This is a genomic window from Streptomyces sp. 8P21H-1 (assembly GCF_013302945.1).
Genome location: NZ_JABTYA010000023.1, coordinates 3767 through 19274, shown reverse-complemented (window position 1 = coordinate 19274; position 15508 = coordinate 3767). Strand labels below are relative to the sequence as shown.

15 protein-coding genes and 3 pseudogenes are annotated in these 15508 nt (G+C 70.3%); 10 read left to right on the top strand and 8 right to left on the bottom strand.

Going from position 1 to position 15508, the window contains the following annotated elements; translation table 11 throughout:
* Positions 1 to 379 (top strand): PP2C family protein-serine/threonine phosphatase (locus HO151_RS00670; RefSeq protein WP_173894192.1); only part of this gene is annotated, 379 nt, incomplete at its 5' end.
* 103 nt (positions 380 to 482) lie between these two features.
* Positions 483 to 896 (top strand): hypothetical protein, encoded by a 414-nt coding sequence (locus HO151_RS00665; protein ID WP_173894191.1) that lies wholly within the window; start codon positions 483 to 485, stop codon positions 894 to 896.
* A gap of 569 nt (positions 897 to 1465) precedes the next feature.
* On the opposite strand, the gene HO151_RS00660 is transcribed toward HO151_RS00665, so the two are convergent.
* Together HO151_RS00660 and HO151_RS00655 are read right to left on the bottom strand one after the other, a co-directional pair.
* Positions 1466 to 2380, bottom strand: a complete 915-nt coding sequence (locus tag HO151_RS00660) for an MBL fold metallo-hydrolase (protein ID WP_173894190.1) — start codon at positions 2378 to 2380, stop codon at positions 1466 to 1468.
* 32 nt (positions 2381 to 2412) lie between these two features.
* Complete coding sequence (locus HO151_RS00655; protein WP_173894189.1) at positions 2413 to 3675, bottom strand: MFS transporter; 1263 nt, start codon at positions 3673 to 3675, stop codon at positions 2413 to 2415.
* Positions 3676 to 3806: 131 nt separating this feature from the next.
* Here HO151_RS00655 and HO151_RS00650 point away from each other — a divergent pair, with 131 nt between their 5' ends.
* The 3 genes from HO151_RS00650 to HO151_RS00640 all read left to right on the top strand — a co-directional run bounded on the left by HO151_RS00650 (position 3807) and on the right by HO151_RS00640 (position 6102).
* A complete protein-coding gene (locus tag HO151_RS00650; protein WP_173894188.1) occupies positions 3807 to 3992 on the top strand; it encodes a hypothetical protein in 186 nt (61 codons plus the stop codon).
* A gap of 10 nt (positions 3993 to 4002) precedes the next feature.
* A complete protein-coding gene (locus HO151_RS00645; protein WP_173894187.1) occupies positions 4003 to 5394 on the top strand; it encodes an amidase in 1392 nt (463 codons plus the stop codon).
* A gap of 144 nt (positions 5395 to 5538) precedes the next feature.
* Complete coding sequence (locus HO151_RS00640; protein WP_173894186.1) at positions 5539 to 6102, top strand: TetR/AcrR family transcriptional regulator; 564 nt, start codon at positions 5539 to 5541, stop codon at positions 6100 to 6102.
* Between the two features lie 145 nt (positions 6103 to 6247).
* Here the strand turns inward: HO151_RS00640 and HO151_RS00635 are convergent.
* Positions 6248 to 6532 (bottom strand): annotated as a pseudogene (locus HO151_RS00635) (DSD1 family PLP-dependent enzyme); the annotation flags it as partial.
* A 5-nt stretch (positions 6533 to 6537) separates the two neighbouring features.
* Between HO151_RS00635 and HO151_RS00630 the strand changes: the two are divergent.
* Positions 6538 to 6933: a DUF4158 domain-containing protein gene (locus HO151_RS00630; protein ID WP_173894185.1), complete on the top strand. Its 396-nt coding sequence runs from the start codon at positions 6538 to 6540 to the stop codon at positions 6931 to 6933.
* A 98-nt stretch (positions 6934 to 7031) separates the two neighbouring features.
* On the opposite strand, the pseudogene HO151_RS00625 reads toward HO151_RS00630, so the two are convergent.
* Positions 7032 to 7747, bottom strand: a pseudogene (locus tag HO151_RS00625) (TniB family NTP-binding protein); the annotation flags it as partial.
* Between HO151_RS00625 and HO151_RS00615 the strand changes: the two are divergent.
* Positions 7704 to 8875 (top strand): IS3 family transposase gene (locus tag HO151_RS00615; RefSeq protein WP_254594607.1). Its coding sequence is split into 2 segments (ribosomal slippage): positions 7704 to 7956 and positions 7956 to 8875, totalling 1173 coding nucleotides; the frame shifts between segments, so codons are not numbered across the junction. The pseudogene HO151_RS00625 and the gene HO151_RS00615 sit on opposite strands and share 44 nt — an antisense overlap.
* Positions 8876 to 9004: 129 nt before the next feature.
* Here HO151_RS00615 and HO151_RS00610 read toward each other — a convergent pair.
* The 3 genes and pseudogenes from HO151_RS00610 to HO151_RS00600 all read right to left on the bottom strand — a co-directional run.
* Positions 9005 to 9913, bottom strand: coding sequence for an NAD-dependent epimerase/dehydratase family protein (locus HO151_RS00610; protein WP_173894183.1), 909 nt, complete (start codon positions 9911 to 9913; stop codon positions 9005 to 9007).
* Positions 9914 to 9947: 34 nt separating this feature from the next.
* Positions 9948 to 10442: a hypothetical protein gene (locus HO151_RS00605; protein ID WP_173894182.1), complete on the bottom strand. Its 495-nt coding sequence runs from the start codon at positions 10440 to 10442 to the stop codon at positions 9948 to 9950.
* Positions 10443 to 10743: 301 nt separating this feature from the next.
* A pseudogene (locus tag HO151_RS00600) lies at positions 10744 to 11094 on the bottom strand (hypothetical protein); the annotation flags it as partial.
* Between HO151_RS00600 and HO151_RS00595 the strand changes: the two are divergent.
* Together HO151_RS00595 and HO151_RS00590 are read left to right on the top strand one after the other, a co-directional pair.
* On the top strand, positions 11078 to 11341 hold the full coding sequence (locus HO151_RS00595; protein ID WP_173894180.1) for a hypothetical protein: 264 nt from the start codon (positions 11078 to 11080) through the stop codon (positions 11339 to 11341). The pseudogene HO151_RS00600 and the gene HO151_RS00595 overlap by 17 nt on opposite strands.
* 15 nt (positions 11342 to 11356) lie before the next feature.
* Positions 11357 to 12175, top strand: coding sequence for a hypothetical protein (locus tag HO151_RS00590; RefSeq protein ID WP_173894179.1), 819 nt, complete (start codon positions 11357 to 11359; stop codon positions 12173 to 12175).
* Between the two features lie 57 nt (positions 12176 to 12232).
* Here the strand turns inward: HO151_RS00590 and HO151_RS00585 are convergent, their stop codons facing one another.
* Positions 12233 to 12988 (bottom strand): TetR/AcrR family transcriptional regulator, encoded by a 756-nt coding sequence (locus tag HO151_RS00585; RefSeq protein WP_173894178.1) that lies wholly within the window; start codon positions 12986 to 12988, stop codon positions 12233 to 12235.
* Positions 12989 to 13241: 253 nt separating this feature from the next.
* On the opposite strand from HO151_RS00585, the gene HO151_RS00580 reads away from it, so the two are divergent.
* Positions 13242 to 15482, top strand: coding sequence for an MMPL family transporter (locus HO151_RS00580; RefSeq protein WP_173894177.1), 2241 nt, complete (start codon positions 13242 to 13244; stop codon positions 15480 to 15482).
* The last annotated feature ends 26 nt before the right edge of the window (positions 15483 to 15508 follow it).

The following is a 15508-nucleotide window of genomic DNA, read 5'->3' as shown; positions in this document are numbered from 1 at the left end:
CAACGCCGGACACCCCTGGCCGCTGCTGATGCGCGAAGGCCAGGTAAAGGAGATCACCCCGGAGGCCGACATGCCGTTCGGTCTGCACGCCCCGCACGCCTATCGGGTCCAGTCGCTGGACCTGCGCCCGGGCGACCGCCTGGTGATGCTGACCGACGGCATGCTCGAAGGGGACGCCGGCAGCCTCGATCTGTCCGGCCTCATCGTGCGCACCCGGGCCCTGCATCCCCGCGAGGCCGCCCGCGCCCTGATCGCGGCGATCGTCGGCGCCCACCACGGCCACCTGCAGGACGACGCGACCGTCATGTGCCTGGACTGGCACGGCACCGGCCGCTCCCGGCGCAACGCCGACGCATCCCAACGGACCCAGCCTCACTGACAGTCCGGCCCGAGCCGGGGCGAGGAGGACCGACCGGTCGCAACCAACGCGGTAAACCGACTGCGTTCGTCCCGCGCACGGCCAGCAGACAGGCCAGCGGCTGGTGCTGAGGGCTCATGCGGTGCTGGTGCTCCAGGAAGTCGGCGACGGCGGGGACGCCGCGGTGGCGGGCGAGTTGTCCGCGGAGGTCTTGGAGGGTGCGGGTGCCGCGTGCGGAGGTGACGCCGTCCATCCGCTCGACGGCGTCCTGGGCGGTGGCCACGGCGGTATCGATGTCGCCCAGGGCGAGGCGGGCCTGGGAGATGCGTGCCAGGTGCAGGGCGTGGCCGCGGGGGAACGCGGTCCCGTTGTGGGCCTCGCCGGTATGGGCGGCGAAGGCGTCCTGGAAGTGCCCAAGGGCCCGTTTCGGGTTACCCAGGCCCAGAGCGGAGGTTCCGAGGAGTTTGCAGGTCTCGCCCAGGTCGAACCAGTAGACGCACGGGACATCGTCCTCGATGGGGTCGGCGTAGGCGTGTAGGGCGGCGTTGGCGCAGCGGTCGGCGGCGCGGGTATCCCCGGCGATGGCATGAGCCCGGCAGGCGCGGGCGTGGAGCATCGCGGTCATCCGCGCAGAACCGATCTTGGGGGCCTGGGCCAGAGCTGCCTCGACGAGACCGACTGCTCCTCGGGAGTCGCCGGTGGAGTAGTGCTGGATCGCCCAGAACGCGAGACAGGGTCGCTCGTTTGACAGTCCCCGGGGAGGCTGCATCCGCGCCCCGTCGCCTGACTCCGTTGTTTGGCCCGGTAGATGTTCCTGATCTGTGAATGAGCGCCTCGCGCGGACCTCGAAGACGGATCCGAAGCGCCGTTTACGGCGCCTACCGCCTTCCCGGCGAGAATCTCCACGAAGCGCTCGCCGCTGATGCCGCCGACGGAGGCGACGACGCCGACCCACGTCGTGTCGTGGATCGGCGTCATCGTTGACCAGGGTGTTCTCGTCCACCAGCCGCTGATTGATCGAGAAGATCGGCTCGCGACGTGAGCGCTGTGCGAGCCGTGTCCGACCGCGCGGAGTGCCGGCCGGACACGGGCTGGGCTGCCACCGGGTCAGTGCGGGTCGGCGGGGACGGGTGAGAGCCGGTAGGCGCCCTCATGGGTGACGACGCGGCCGGCGGTGGGCGGCGCGAAGTGGGTGCCCAGGACGAGGGTGTCCGTGCCGGCGAGCGAGCCGAGCAGCGTGCGGCGCGAGGCCTCGGACTGCTCGGGCTCGATGTCGACGCAGGCCCCGATGGTGGGGTGGGCGAGCTGGACGGGGTGGTGGATGCAGTCGCCGGTGATCAGAGCCGTCTCTCCGCGGCTGGTCAGCTCGACGGCGACGTGGCCGGGGGTGTGCCCGGGGGTGGGGATCAGGCGCAGGCCCGGGACGACTTCGATACCGTCGGCGGGGATGTCGACGAGGTCGAGCAGCCCCGCCTCCTCCACCGGGATCACGGAGTCGCGGAACATCTGCTTGCGCGCCTCCTCCATGTCGTACCCGACCCAGAACTCCCGCTCGACGCGGGAGGTGATGTAGCGAGCGTTGGGGAAGGTGGGCACCCACTCGCCGTTCACCTCGTGGGTGTTCCAGCCGACGTGGTCGGCGTGCAGGTGGGTGAGGATCACCAGGTCGACGGAGTCCGGTGGGAATCCGGCGGCGGTGAGGCGCTGAAGGTAGTCGGTGTCCAGACGGTGCCAGGCGGGATTGGCCCGCTCCTTGCCGTTGCCGATGCCGGTGTCCACCAGGATGCGCAGCCCGCCGACGGTGAACGCGAAGCTGTGGCTGTCGATGTGCAGGACGGCCTCGTCGTCGGCGAAGTGGGGGCGCAGCCAGTTCTGCCCGGCGACGACGTCCGGGGTGGCGTCGGGCAGTAGCCACGGTCCGGTGGCGGGCGGCAGGAGGGTCTCGTCGATGCGGTGGACGGTGATGTCGCCCACGGTCCAGGAGGGGATGGCGGTCGGGTCGGTGGCCGGTGCAGTGCTCATGATCGGTCGTTTCCCTTGCTCTCGCTATCTCGTTACGGAAGGTCGTTGTGTGCGCTGTGGGCTGCCTTGCGTCTCGACATGGCGAGTGCTGCCAGGGCCGCGACGGCGAGCAGGGCGGCGCCGATGGCGTAGGCAAGTGCGGTGGTGCGCAGCCCGTAGTGCTGGGTGGCGGCGCCCGCGGCGATGGCGGGCAGGCTCATGGACAGGTAGCTGAGGACGTAGTAGGCGGCCAGGGTCGCGGCGCGGTCCTGCTCGTCGATGGAGGCGAGCGTCATGCGCAGCGCCCCTTGGGAGACGGCGCCGAAAGCGACTCCGGCCAGGGCCGCGCCGCCGTAGACGGCGGGCAGGCCGGAGCCGTGCAGGCCGAGCAGGCTCAGGGCCGCGGACGGGATGACGGCCAGGCTTCCGCCGGTGGCGGCGGCGCGCGGCGCCGTGCGCCGCAGTGTCCACACGGTGAGCGTGGCCGCGGTGGTGAGTACGAAGAAGACCATGCCGCCGGCCGCCTGTGAGGCACCTGAGGCCACGAGGTGCACGAGCGCCGGTCCGAGGGAGGAGTAGAAGCCGCCCAGCGCCCAGATGGCGACGACAGCGGTGCCGACCGCCAGCAGGGCGCTGCGCGCCGACGGCGGCACGGCGAGATGAGGGCGCAGCGACCGCAGGGCGCCGGTGTGCGGGCGGGCCGTCTCCGCGGTGAACGTGACCGCGATTGCCTGAGCAGCGAAGAGGACCGCCAGCAGGGCGTACACGGTGACCGTGGGCGTGGGGGCGAAGCGGACGAGGAGGGTGGAGGCGAGGACGCCGGCGGCCATGCCCGCCACGGGCGCGATGCTGTTGGTCAGGGCGGACCGGCCCGGACGCAGGGGGTCGTGAAGGTCGAGGAGGGCCGCTCCCGCGGCGCTGGTGGCCGCGCCGGTGGCCGCTCCCTGCAGGATCCGGGCGGTGATCAGCGCTCCGGCGCCGTCCGCCGTGGCCAGCATCAGCATGGAGGCGGCCTCCAGCAGCAGGGCGCCCACCAGGACGGGGCGCCGCCCGAGGTGGTCGGAGAGCGCTCCGGTGGTGAGCAGGGCCAGCAGCAGCGTCAGGGAGTAGGCGCTGAAGACCACGGTGATGGTGAGTGCGGACAGGTCCCAGGCGTCCTGGTAGTGGGGGTAGAGGGGCGTCGGCGCACTGGATGCCGCGAGGAGGGCGGCCAGGATCGAGGCGTCCAGGACGAAGGACGCCGCGCGGTGGGCGCTCTGGGGGCGGGCTCCCGGGTGGCTGCATTGCGCAGGTGCGCGGGGTGTGACGGTGGGCATGGGACTCCTTGGCGCTAAACGCAATGAGTTTGCTTTAAGTCACCGTAGGTTCTACAGTCGACTAAAGCAAACTCTTAGCTTTTAGTCTCGGGGGTTGCTCCGCCCCCTCCAGTCCTGAGGAGAGAACGTCCGTGTCCTCCGCTGAACTCACGCCGTCGGAAGCGGCCCGCTGGGCCGCCCATGCCGGGCTCCCGCTGCCTGCCGACCGCCACGCCGCGGTCGCAGCCACCGCCAACCACATTCACTCCGTCGTCGCGGTCCTGCGGGAGCTGGACTTCGGGGAGACCCCGCCCGCCCCCGCCTACCGCGTTGAATAGGAGAACCACGATGCAGCCGTATGAACTGCCCCTGACCGCAGCCGCCGACGCGATCCGGGCCCGGCAGCTGTCCCCCGTCGAGCTGGCTGACTCCGTCCTGGAGCGCATCGAACAGGTGGAGCCGCACCTTCAGGCGTACGTCACCGTCACCGCCGAGCACACCCGCCGGGCCGCGCGCGAAGCCGAGAACGACATCGCGGCCGGCCGCTACCGTGGTCCGCTGCACGGCATCCCGATGGGCCTCAAGGACCTGATCGACGTCGCCGGCGCGGCGACGTCGGCCAGCTCCCGCGTCCGAGCCGACCACCGCGCCCAGGCCGACAGCGCCGTCGCCGCACGCCTGTCGGCGGCCGGAGCCGTCCTGGTCGGCAAGACCCACACCCACGAGTTCGCCTACGGGCTGACCACCCCGCAGACCAGCAACGCCTGGGACACCGGCCGGGTCGCCGGCGGCTCCAGCGGCGGATCCTCCGTCGCCGTCGCCGTGGGCACCGCCACCTTCACCCTGGGCACCGACACCGGCGGATCGATCCGGGTGCCCGCCGCGCTGAACGGGGTCGTCGGCCTCAAGCCGACGTACGGCCTCGTCCCCCGCCACGGCGTCACGTCCCTGTCCTGGTCACTGGACCACGTCGGCCCGATCACCCGCACCGTCGAGGACGCGGCCCTGGTCCTGGCCGCCCTGGCCGGACACGATCCGCGCGACCCCGCGTCCCTTACCACTTCCGCCGTGGACTACCGGCCGGGCGCGGGTACGGACCTGACGGGGCTGCGCGTGGGCGTGCCGCGCAACTACTACTTCGATCACGTCGATGCGGAGGTGGAGGCCGCCGTCCGGCGCGCGATCACCCAGCTTCGGGCCCTTGGCGCGCGCCTCGTGGAGGTCGAGATCCCCATGACCCGCTACATCCAGGCCACCCAGTGGGGCCTGATGGTGCCCGAGGCGACCGCCTACCACGAGAGCACCCTGCGCACCGCCCCCGAGCTCTACCAGGACGACGTCCGCATCCTCCTCGAGGCCGGCGAACTGATGCCCGCCGGGGACTATCTGCGGGCCCAGCGCGCCCGCACCCTCATGCGGCAGGAATGGGCACGCATGCTGCAGGAGGTCGACCTGATCGTCGCCCCCACCGTCCCGGCGACCGCGGTCAAGGCCGGCCAGGAGACGATCACCTGGGCCGACGGCACCGTCGAGGGCGTCTCCGACGCCTACGTACGCCTCTCGTCCCCTGCCAACATCACCGGGGTGCCGTCCCTGTCCGTCCCCGTCGGCCACGATGCGGCAGGCATGCCGATCGGCATGCAGCTGCTCGGGCGACCGCTCGGAGAGAGCGCGCTCCTGCGAGTCGGCCAGGCCTACGAGCAGACCCAGCCCGCCCGCGAGCTCGCGCGCGCAGCGTGAACGAGCGCTTGGGCCCGGCCTCACCAGTCGGCCGGGCCCGAAAGCGCCGTTCGGCTCCGATCGGCCAGGTGCCGCAAGAAGAAGACCGTCGCACGGAGGTGGGTGGCTCGCTAGACGCAATGATTTTGCTTTAAGGTGGGTTTTATGAGCAGGCAGATGGTGCGCCCCGGCGGGCGCAGCGCCCGGGTCCAGGCATCGGTCCACGCCGCCGTACGCGAACTCGCGTCGGAAGCGGGCCGGGACGCCCTGACCGTACCGGTGATCGCCCAGCGTGCGGGCGTGACACCGTCGACGATCTACCGCCGCTGGGGGGATCTGCAGGAGCTGCTGTCGGACGTAGCGGTCGAGCGGCTGCGGCCCGACACCGCACCCAACGACCACGGTGCCCTGTCGTCCGACCTGACGGCCTGGGCCGAGCAGTTCCTCGACGAGATGGCCTCCCCCCCCGGCCGGGCCTACATCCGCGACGCCCTGCTCGGCGACCCGGACGGCAGTAACGCCGGCCAGTGCTCGGCCTACGCCGCCGAGCAGATCGACCTCGTCCTCACCCGCGCCACCGAACGCGGGGAGAAGACGCCCGAGGTCGAGACGATCATCGACCGTGTCGTCGCGCCCATGATGTACCGCATCCTCTTCCGCCCGGACGGACTCGATGCCACGTACGCGCGCCGACTCGTCGCAGAGGTCCTCGGCCGGACCGGCCCATGACCAGGTGATCGCACCGGCATGCCCCGCTGGCAGCGCCTGCGATGCCCGGGCCTCGGAGGCCGGCGGGGCCTCGCCGCGTCCCCGGTCTTCCGGCGGACGATCCCAAGGGCGTACCCGGAGCACTTCCCGAGCACGCCGAGGCAAGTCACCAGCCGGTGACGCGTTGCCAGAAAGCCTCGATCACGGGCGCGCCGCCTGTGCTCCGGGTGCGGTCGATGACGTGGTAGCCGTGGTGCTGGGCGGCGGTGGCACAGGCGTGGTTGGGCAGGATACGCAGGCGGGTGCCGACGGGTAGGTCGGGAAGATCGGCACCGTCGCGGGCGGCGAGGGTGCCGTGCTCCTGGCTCGCGGCCGTCATGACCAGGCCGCGGATCGGGTTGCCGTCCAAGTCAGTGACCAGGCCGTAGCCCTGGTCAGAAGGACGAGCAGACGCTCGTGCGTGGTGCGACGCGCCTGGGCTTCGCCGTGTTGCTGAAGTTTTATACGCAGTACGGCCGGTTTCCGCGGGGCCGGGTCGAGTTGGCGGGTGAGGCGGTGGAGTTCGTCGCCCGGCAGGTGCAGGTGCCCGCCTCGGAGCTGGGTTTCCACGACTGGACGGCGCGCACGGTCGAGTACCACCGCGCGCAGATCCGGGAGCACCTCGGATTCCGTGAGTGCAGTGTCGCGGACGCGGAGAGGCTGACGGCGTATCTGGCTGACGTTCGGAGGGGGGCTTGTTGGTGTATCGCGGGCTTGCTGGGCTGGTGTGTTGTGGGTTCGTTGAGAGAGGCCGGGTGCACGGTTCCAGCGGGCAGTTCGGGGTGTGAGCTGGGCGTATCTGTTGTGCGTTGAGTGGGTCCGGGCTTGTTGTGGGTTCCGCTGGCTCGTAAAAGCTCGGTTGGTGTTTGTGCTGGTAAGCGTTGTTTTTCCTGGTGGGTGGGTGGATGGGGTTAGCGGCTGCGGGTGGGGCGTCTGTGTTGTTCGGCGCGGTGGTCGAGGCGGATGGCGTCGAGGGCGGTTTTGGTGAGCGTTCGGTGCCGTCGTGGATGGCGGTGATGGCTGCTTGGCGGATGAGCCTTGTGAGGGATCCGATGCGGCCGGCGGTGCGCTGGTGGAGGTAGGCGGCGTGCCGGGGGAGGGTGCTGGGTTTGTGGTGGTGGAGGTCGAGGGCGTTTTCGATGTCGGTGATGACGTCGCGGAAGGGTTGGCGGGTGCCGTGGCGGGCGGGGAGGGGGCCGCAGGTGATGAGGGTGGCGCGTCCGGCGAGTTGGGCGCCGCGGGTGCCGCTGAACAGGGGGGTGTCGGTGACGTTGATGCCGACGTACACGAAGGTCGCGGGGAGGCGTTCGGTGAGGTCTTTGATCAGGTCGGCGGTCTGCGCCCCGGTGGTGGTGCGGGGGTTGAGGCGGTGGATTTCGTCGATGAGGACGAGGTGGACGCCCGCGGCGGTGTAGGTGTGGCAGACGGCGTCGGTGATCTGGGTCTGGGTCATGCGGGTGGTCAGGGGGATGCCGAGGTAGCGGGCGAATTCGGTGATGAGGGTTTTCGCGGTGGCGCCGGGCGGGACCAGGACGTACGCCACGGGTACCGCAGCGTGGGCTGATCCGGGCGGCGTGGGGTTCCTGCGGGTGTGGGCGAGGTGGCAGGCGCGGCCGGAAGCGACGATCAGGTCGGTCGCCGCTGATCTGGGGATCAACCCGGAGACCCTGCGGAACTGGGTCCGGGCAGCCGGGGTGAGTCGTCCCCGGGGACGCCGGGCTCAGGAACCGTCCCAGCCGCCGGCCCCGCTGGAGGCGGAGAACGCAGCCTTGCGGAAGAAGGTCCGCGAGCTGGAAGAGGAACGCGAGATCCTGCGCCGAGCGGCGAAGTATTTCGCCGGGCAGACGCGCTGGTGAACCGCTTCCAGTTCGTCGCCGACCACCACCGCCGCTACGGCGTGAAGCGGCTCTGCAGCATCCTTGGCGTCGCCCGCTCGAGCTTCTACTACTGGCGCCGGACAGCTGCGGACCGGGCCGCCCGGCAGGCGGCCGACGCCCGCCTGGCCGCCCGGATACGGGCGGTGCACCAGGAATCGGACGGCACCCACAGAGCCCCGAGGATCACCGCCGAACTGCGCGAGACCAGCGGTGAGGCGGTCAACCACAAGCGGGTCGCCAGGATCATGCGGGCGTCGGGAACCGAAGGAGTCCGGTTGCGCCGCCGGCACCGCACCACAGCCCCCGACCCGGCCGCCGCCAAGGCCCCGGACCTGATCCGCCGCGACTTCACCGCGGACAAGCCGAACACGAAGTACGTCGGCGATATCACCTACCTGCCCATCGACGGCGGGAAGTTCTGCTACCTGGCGACCGTCATGGACCTCGCCTCGCGCCGCCTGGCCGGCTGGGCGATCGCCGACCACATGCGCGCGGACCTCGTCACCGACGCCCTGGCGGCGGCAATCCGCACCCGCGGCAGCCTCGCCGGATCGATCATGCACACCGACCACGGAGCCCAGTACACGAGCAGGGCATTCGCCCAAGCCTGCAGCTCAGCAGGGGTTCGGCAAAGTATGAGCGCGGTCGGGTCCAGCGCGGACAACGCACTCGCCGAGTCCTTCAACGCGACCTTCAAACGCGAGACCCTGCAAGGGCGAAAGAGCTGGCCCGACGAGCACGAGGCCCGACTCGACGCCTTCAGATGGCTCCACCGCTACAACACCCGACGCCGACACTCCCGCCTCGGACAACGATCACCGATCGCCTTCGAAAACGTCTTCCACCTCACACCAACTACGCTGGCACAAGCCGCATAACCCGTGTTCAGGATTCGGGGTCAAGGCCCTTCGTGTCATCGAGGATTGATCGCACTGGTCAAAGCCCTGACAGTGATCACCCGACCCCGCCCCTAACCGCGCCACCACACTACCGACGCGCTGACCGCCTCACGGCAAGGGCATTTCCTGCTCGATCCAGTTCGTGATCGATGGGCGCGAGGGGCGCCAGCCAAGGCCGTGAGCCCGGGTGGCACGTACGCGGCTGTTGGCACCGAGGGCGTACCGGGAGAAGCCCTCCCCCCACGCGGCCGCAGCGGAGCTCAGATCCCACGGCTCCACCGGCCCCAGTCCCAGCCGGCGGGCGATCGCCTCACCGATTTCGGCGAACGAGGCGTCCTCGCCGCCCTCCACGAAGTAGAAGCCCGTGGCCGCGGGGTCGGTGAGCGCCAGGTGATACAGGTCGGCCATGTCCTCGAGGTGCACCGTCGACCAACGGTTCAGGCCGCGTCCGACGACGCGGACGGCCTTGCCGACCTGGGCCTGTGTGACCAGTGGCGGGATCAGCACGGTCTGCGGACGCGGTCCCGTGCCGTTGCCGTAGATCAGTGAGTTGCACAGCACCACCGAACGCACTCCCGCTGCACCGGCATCGACGACGGAGCGGTCGATGGCGTACCGGGCCCGCCGGATCTCGTGGTCCCCCGGGCTGAAAGGCTTCGCGTCGTCGAATACCACCTCGGATTCGTACCGGCCCTGGGCGTCGTCACCGATGACGCTGGTTCCGCTGGTGTGGATCAATACCTTGCCCGAACCCCGCAGGGCGTCGACAAAGGCGGCCACAGCGCCACGGTGGTCGCTGTGAGCGGCGTTGACGACCGCGTCGGCGCGGTCGGCCTCTCGCTGGAGCAGCGCCGTGTCGTCAAGGTCCCCGACGACCGGTTCGATGCCGGCGGCGGCGAGAGCACCGACCACGCCGCGTGTGCGGGTCAAGCCGCGTACCGTGTGCTTCTCGCGGATCAGACGGCGGGCTACAGCTCCGCCGATGTAGCCGCTGGCACCTGTGAGAAAGACGTCCATGATGACTCCTGACGATGTCGGGGTGGTGGGGGTGTCAGCTGCGGAAGCGGCCTGCGGCACGCAGGGCCTCATCCAGTGGCAGGCGCTGCTGTCGGTCGCCGAACTCGCAGATGCGAGTGATGCGCCCCTCGTGGACCGTCACCTGGAGACAGCGTGAAATGCGCACCGGGGTGCCGTTCTCCAATTCGCCCGAAGCGGTGGCGGCCAGAGCGAAGCCGTGGTGGTCGACGTGGAGAGACCAGATGCGGTCGGCGTGGTTCCTCACGAGGTCGGCGGTCGCACGGAGCATCCGCAACATCGCACCTGCGAATTCATCGCCGGGAAGTGACACGGTCTCGTGATCGAAGCTGTGCCAGACCTCCACGGTCTCGGCGAAGAGCAGACCGAACTCGGGGTCCACCTGCGTCAGACCGTAGGTCCCGGTGAATCGACTGGCGACTTGGCGCACAGCGGCCAAGCAGGTGGACGACTCGGAGTCCTGCTCGTTGGGCCGGCTCGCAGCGGCTGCGGCTATGTCACTGCTGGTCATCGTTGCCCTCTCGTGCCTACCCCAATGCAGTTAGGGGCGCTCGAGAACCAGCGTCCTTGTAACCGTGCCAATGCGCGAAGGCGGCTTGCTGCTATGGCAAAAATCGCCGACCGGGTGGTCTCAGGTGACGCGACGACACATGTCCCTGGGCCGAACGTGGAGCCTCTGACCTGTCCATACCCGCCGGCCTATTCCCACAAGGCCAGAGGAAGCACACTCGACACTGCCCTCAACGTGGCCTCTCTTACGAGTTGGTGCGTGATAGCGGGTGAGGTGTGTTTGGCCTGGTCATGGTTTGTTTTCAGGTGGTGCTGGTGCGGTCGGAGACGAGGCTGGCGATGGCGCGGTAGGTGTCGGGCAGTCGGTCGCGGCGGTGGGTCCAGTGCGTCAGTTGCTTCCAGCGTTTGTGGTCGGCGAGGGCGTGTTCGATGGTGATGCGGTCGGATGAGTGCCCGTGGCGCTCGCGTTCCCACTGTCCGACTCTGCCGGGCAACGCTCCGGGCCGCGGCTTTCTCGGGGGTGTGACGGCTTGCCCGCGGTGGTCGCGGCTCAGGCCGAGATAGCCGTCGTCCAGGAGGACCTCGACGTCGGGAAAGTGCTGGAAGCAGTCGGCGATACCTTCGTTGCGGGCGGCCGTGGCGTCGTGCATCCGCCTCGCCGCGCTGCCCCTGACCCCTGTACGGCCGCCCGCCTGGGACATGCTGCACGTGCTGTTCGAGGTGGGCCACGCCCCCGGGGCCTGGACGCTGATGCCGGCGGAGCAACTCGCCGCCACCCGCTCCGAGCGCCTGCTCCAGGCGCCCCTCACCCCGCCGGTGGCCGTGGACGGGCACGTCGTCACCTCGCGCGCGACACCCGAGTCCTGCGTGGCGTCGTACGTGGCCGCGTTCGCGGACTGACCGGTCGCCCAACGCGTGCGCACGCCCCGCTGCGTCACCCACGCGTCCGCCCGGCCGCCGACATCAGGAACCGGGCACAACGGCGCCCCGCACGCGGGGACCGGGTACACGCGGGCGACTTCACCGAGCCCGGCGGACTGCGGCACGCCTTCGAAAGAGCCGAACGCGTCCTCGTCGTCTCCGCCTCCATCCGGGGCGACGGCGCGGTCGCCGCGAACATCGCCGCCGTCGACGCGGCCAAGGAAGCCGGCGCCCGGCGCATCCTGTACACCAAGCCACCAGGCCGCCTCCGCCACGTCCCTCTTCCGGCCGCAGCCGGTCCACGCGGCCACCGAGGAGCATCTGCGGCGACTCGGCGTCCCCTGCACCACCCTGCGCAACGGCTTCTACACCGCCACCCTGGAGCACTACATCGGGGCTGCGCTGGAGACCGGAACGCTCGCCGTCCCACAGGACGGCCCTTTCTTCTGGACGGCCCACGAGGACCTCTCGGAGGTCGCGGCCGCCGCTCTGGCCGACGACGCGGACGGGACGCGCGACGGCGTCACGCCGCCCCTGACCGCGCCCCGCACGCTGGACTTCGCCGGTGTCGCGGAGGTCCTCGGCCGCCTCACGGGCCGCACCGTCAGCCATGTCGTCGTGGACGACGAGAAGTGGATCGAGGCGGCGGTCGCCGCCGGCATGCCGCGTCCCGCGGCGGAGTTCTCCCTGACGATGTTCACCGCCGCCCGCGACGGCGAGTTCGACGTCACCGACCCCACGCTGGAATCCGTCATCGGCCGCCCCGCCCGGACCGTCGAGCAGATCCTGGCCCCCGTCGTGGGCATCGGCTGAGCCCGCGGGGGCCGTGGTCGTCCCCCGCCCTGTCGTCGCACTCTCCGGTGCCGCCCCTCAAGTTGCAGCCGGTGCCTGTGGGGGACGCGTGGGAATGCGCCGATGGAGGTCCTCCAACAGGTCACGCATGGTCATGCAGAAGATCTCCGCCTGGTGTTCGCCGATGAAGGCGGTGTGTCTGAAGGCCTCTAGGGCGACCATGCCGTGCATGTGGCCCCAGACGCCGAGAAGGAGAGCGGCGGCGGGAGGCGGCAGGCTTTCCGAGCCGTGCGGGAACAGGGGTCCCAGGTGCGCCTGTACGGCCGGTGAGAGCTCCCGGGTGTCGGCCGCGGCGAGCTGTGCCGTGGTGAACCCGTCGAATATCTCCCGCTGGAAGACCATGCTCAGTCGGCGCATCGCCTGGGTGGTCGGGCCCTCAGCAGGTGCCTCGTAGTGGCGCAGCGGTGCGCCGTACAGCAGTTGGAACCGTTCGACGTGGGTGACGGCCCATCGGCGATAGCCCTCGGCGGCGGCCAGGAACCGCTGTGCGGCCGGTTCGTCGGCCGTCGCGTCGACGGCTGCCGTCACGGCGGCGGCCAGGTCGTCGTACGCCTTGGCCACCAGCGCCGTGACGAGGGCGTCCCTGTTCGGGAAGTAGTGGTACAGCCCTTGCACGGTCATGCCGAGGTCGCGGGCGACGGCTCGCAGGGACAACGCGTGCGGCCCGCGCTCGGCGATCTGGCGCTCGGCGGCGTCCATGATCTCCCGGGTCGCGGCGGCTCGGCGTCGCTGGCGCAGGGACGGCAGGACCGTCGCGGGCTTGTCGACGAACATGCGGCGATCCTAAGGCGGTTGACGGGCCAAGTCATCAGGGGCCTGCACTCGCCCGGAAAATCTAACAGTGTCAGGTAAACCTCCTTCTGCCCCAAAGGACGCTGCCTGACTAGCGTCGTTTTCGGCGGCGACGAGCGCGCGGCATCGCGCACCGTCCGCCGGGGCGAAGAGGGCTGTGCGACGCGTTGCGCCGGCTTCTCGTCCTACCGCCGCCTCTCGCCCCTCCCCGAAGAACCCTGAAGGAGATCCACTCGTGTTCGAACGTTTGGCCGAATTGGCGATCCGCCGGTCCCGACTGGTGCTGCTCGTGGCCGCCTTGGCCGTGGCACTGATGGGCGCGGTGGGCGCTGGCGCCTTCGACAAGCTGAAGGGAGGCGGCTTCGACGACCCCGCCTCCTCCTCCACACGGGCGGCGAACGTCATCGCCGACAAGTTCGGCGGCGAGACCAACCTCGTCCTGCTGGTCCGCTCCGCCGAAGGCCGCGTCGACACCCCCGCCGCCGAGGAGGACGGCCAGGATCTGGTGGCCGAACTCAAGAAGGACGAGCGGCTCAGCAACGTCGTCTCCTACTGGGAGACGAACAACCCGGACCTGCGCTCCAAGGACGGCCGTGAGGCCATGGTGCTCGCCCACGTGAAGGGAGACGCCACCGAGCAGCGGAAAAGCGCCATCGCCCTCCTGGACACCTACAGCGGCCCCTACAAGGACGGTCTCACCGTCCGGGCCGGAGGGGGCGCCACTGTGGGTGCCGAGCTGTCGAACCAGGTGGTCGACGACCTGATCCTCGCCGAGGCGATCGCCATGCCGCTGACCCTTGTGCTGCTCCTGGTCGTCTTCGGCAGCTTCGTCGCGGCGCTGTTGCCGCTCGTCATCGCCGTCATCGCCATCACGGGCTCGTTCGCCCAGCTCTACCTGCTCGGCAGCGTGACCGACGTGGCCGACACCGCGACCAACCTCATCACCGCCCTGGGTCTCGGACTGGGCATCGACTACGCCCTGTTGATGGTCAGCCGCTTCCGCGAACAGATCGCGGCCGGTGTGGGCGTGGACGACGCCGTCCGGCGGACGATGCACACCGCGGGCCGCACCGTCGCCTTCTCCGCGGCGACCGTCGCGGCGGCCCTGGCGACCCTTATGGTGTTCCCGCAGTACTTCCTGCGCTCGTTCGGCTTCGCCGGGGTCGGCGTCGTCGCCATCGCCGCCGTGAGCACCCTGTTCGTGATGCCCGCCCTGCTGAAGGCGCTGGGGCACCGGGTCAACGGCGGGCGAATGCCGTGGGCGAAGGCGCGGCGCACCGAGGCCCAGGCGTCCGGGTGGGGACGGCTGGCCCGCACCGTCATGCGGCGGCCGGTGCTCACGGCGGTGCCCGTCATCGCGGTGCTGCTGCTGGCGGCGAGCCCCCTGCTGAACATCACCTTCGGAACGACGGACGAACGCGTGCTGCCCAAGGACGCCGACAGCCGCCAGGTCTCGCAGGTCCTGCGGGAGGAGTTCGGCGGCAGCGAGGAGTCCGCCCTCTTCATCGCCATCGACACCTCCGTGGCCAAGGCCCCGCTGGCCTCGTACGCGGGGCAGCTGGCCGCGCTCGAGGGCGTCGAGCGCGTCGAGACCAGCGCGGGAACCTACAGCGCGGGAAGGCCCTCCGCGACCGGCCCCGCCGACTCCGCCCTCGGCCGGCCCAACGCACAGCGGATCAGCGTGGTGAGCAGCCTGATGCCGAAGTCGGAAGCCGCCGAGGACCTGGTCGAGCGGGTGCGCGCGGTGACTCCGCCCCCGGGCACGGACCCCTTGGTCGGCGGGAACGACGCCGTACTGGTCGACGCGAAGCAGTCCATCGCCGACGAACTCCCGCTGGCCGTGACTCTGGTCGTCCTCAGCACCTTCCTGCTGCTCTTCCTGTTCACCGGCAGCGTCGTGCAGCCGCTGCGCGCGCTGATCCTCAACTTGATCAGCCTGGGAGCCACCCTGGGTGTGATGACCTGGATCTTCCAGGACGGCCACTTCTCCTCACTGCTCGGCTTCACCGCACAGCCGATGGAGCTGTCGATGACCGTGCTGATGTTCTGCATCGGCTTCGGCCTCTCGATGGACTACGAGGTCTTCGTCACCAGCCGGATTAAGGAGCTCCACGACCAGGGAGCGGACAACGCGACCGCCGTAGTCAACGGCCTCGGCCACACCGGACGCATCGTCAGCGCGGCCGCTTTCCTGCTCGCGGTGAGCTTCTTCGCCTTCGGCACCGCCAAACTCAGCTTCATACAGATGTTCGGCCTCGGCAGCGGGCTGGCCATCCTCATCGACGCCCTCGCCGTCCGCGGCGTGCTCGTCCCCGCCGCGATGCGTCTGCTGGGGAACTCCGCCTGGTACGCGCCCGGTTTCCTCCGCCGCTTCCACGCGCGGTACGGCCTGAGCGAGGGCGGTCCCGAGTCGACACCCGCCCCCGGTCCGGCGGCGACGAACCGGGAGGACACGAAGGAGTTGACCGTGGTGTGACCCTACCGTCCGGGCGACCCGGCGAC

Coding starts and splice junctions, on each gene's coding strand:
- HO151_RS00660 (WP_173894190.1), bottom strand. CDS start 2,380: ATGAGCACTGCACCGGCCACCGACCCGACCGCCATCCCCTCCTGGACC.
- HO151_RS00655 (WP_173894189.1), bottom strand. CDS start 3,675: ATGCCCACCGTCACACCCCGCGCACCTGCGCAATGCAGCCACCCGGGA.
- HO151_RS00645 (WP_173894187.1), top strand. CDS start 4,003: ATGCAGCCGTATGAACTGCCCCTGACCGCAGCCGCCGACGCGATCCGG.
- HO151_RS00640 (WP_173894186.1), top strand. CDS start 5,539: ATGAGCAGGCAGATGGTGCGCCCCGGCGGGCGCAGCGCCCGGGTCCAG.
- HO151_RS00610 (WP_173894183.1), bottom strand. CDS start 9,913: ATGGACGTCTTTCTCACAGGTGCCAGCGGCTACATCGGCGGAGCTGTA.
- HO151_RS00605 (WP_173894182.1), bottom strand. CDS start 10,442: ATGACCAGCAGTGACATAGCCGCAGCCGCTGCGAGCCGGCCCAACGAG.
- HO151_RS00585 (WP_173894178.1), bottom strand. CDS start 12,988: ATGTTCGTCGACAAGCCCGCGACGGTCCTGCCGTCCCTGCGCCAGCGA.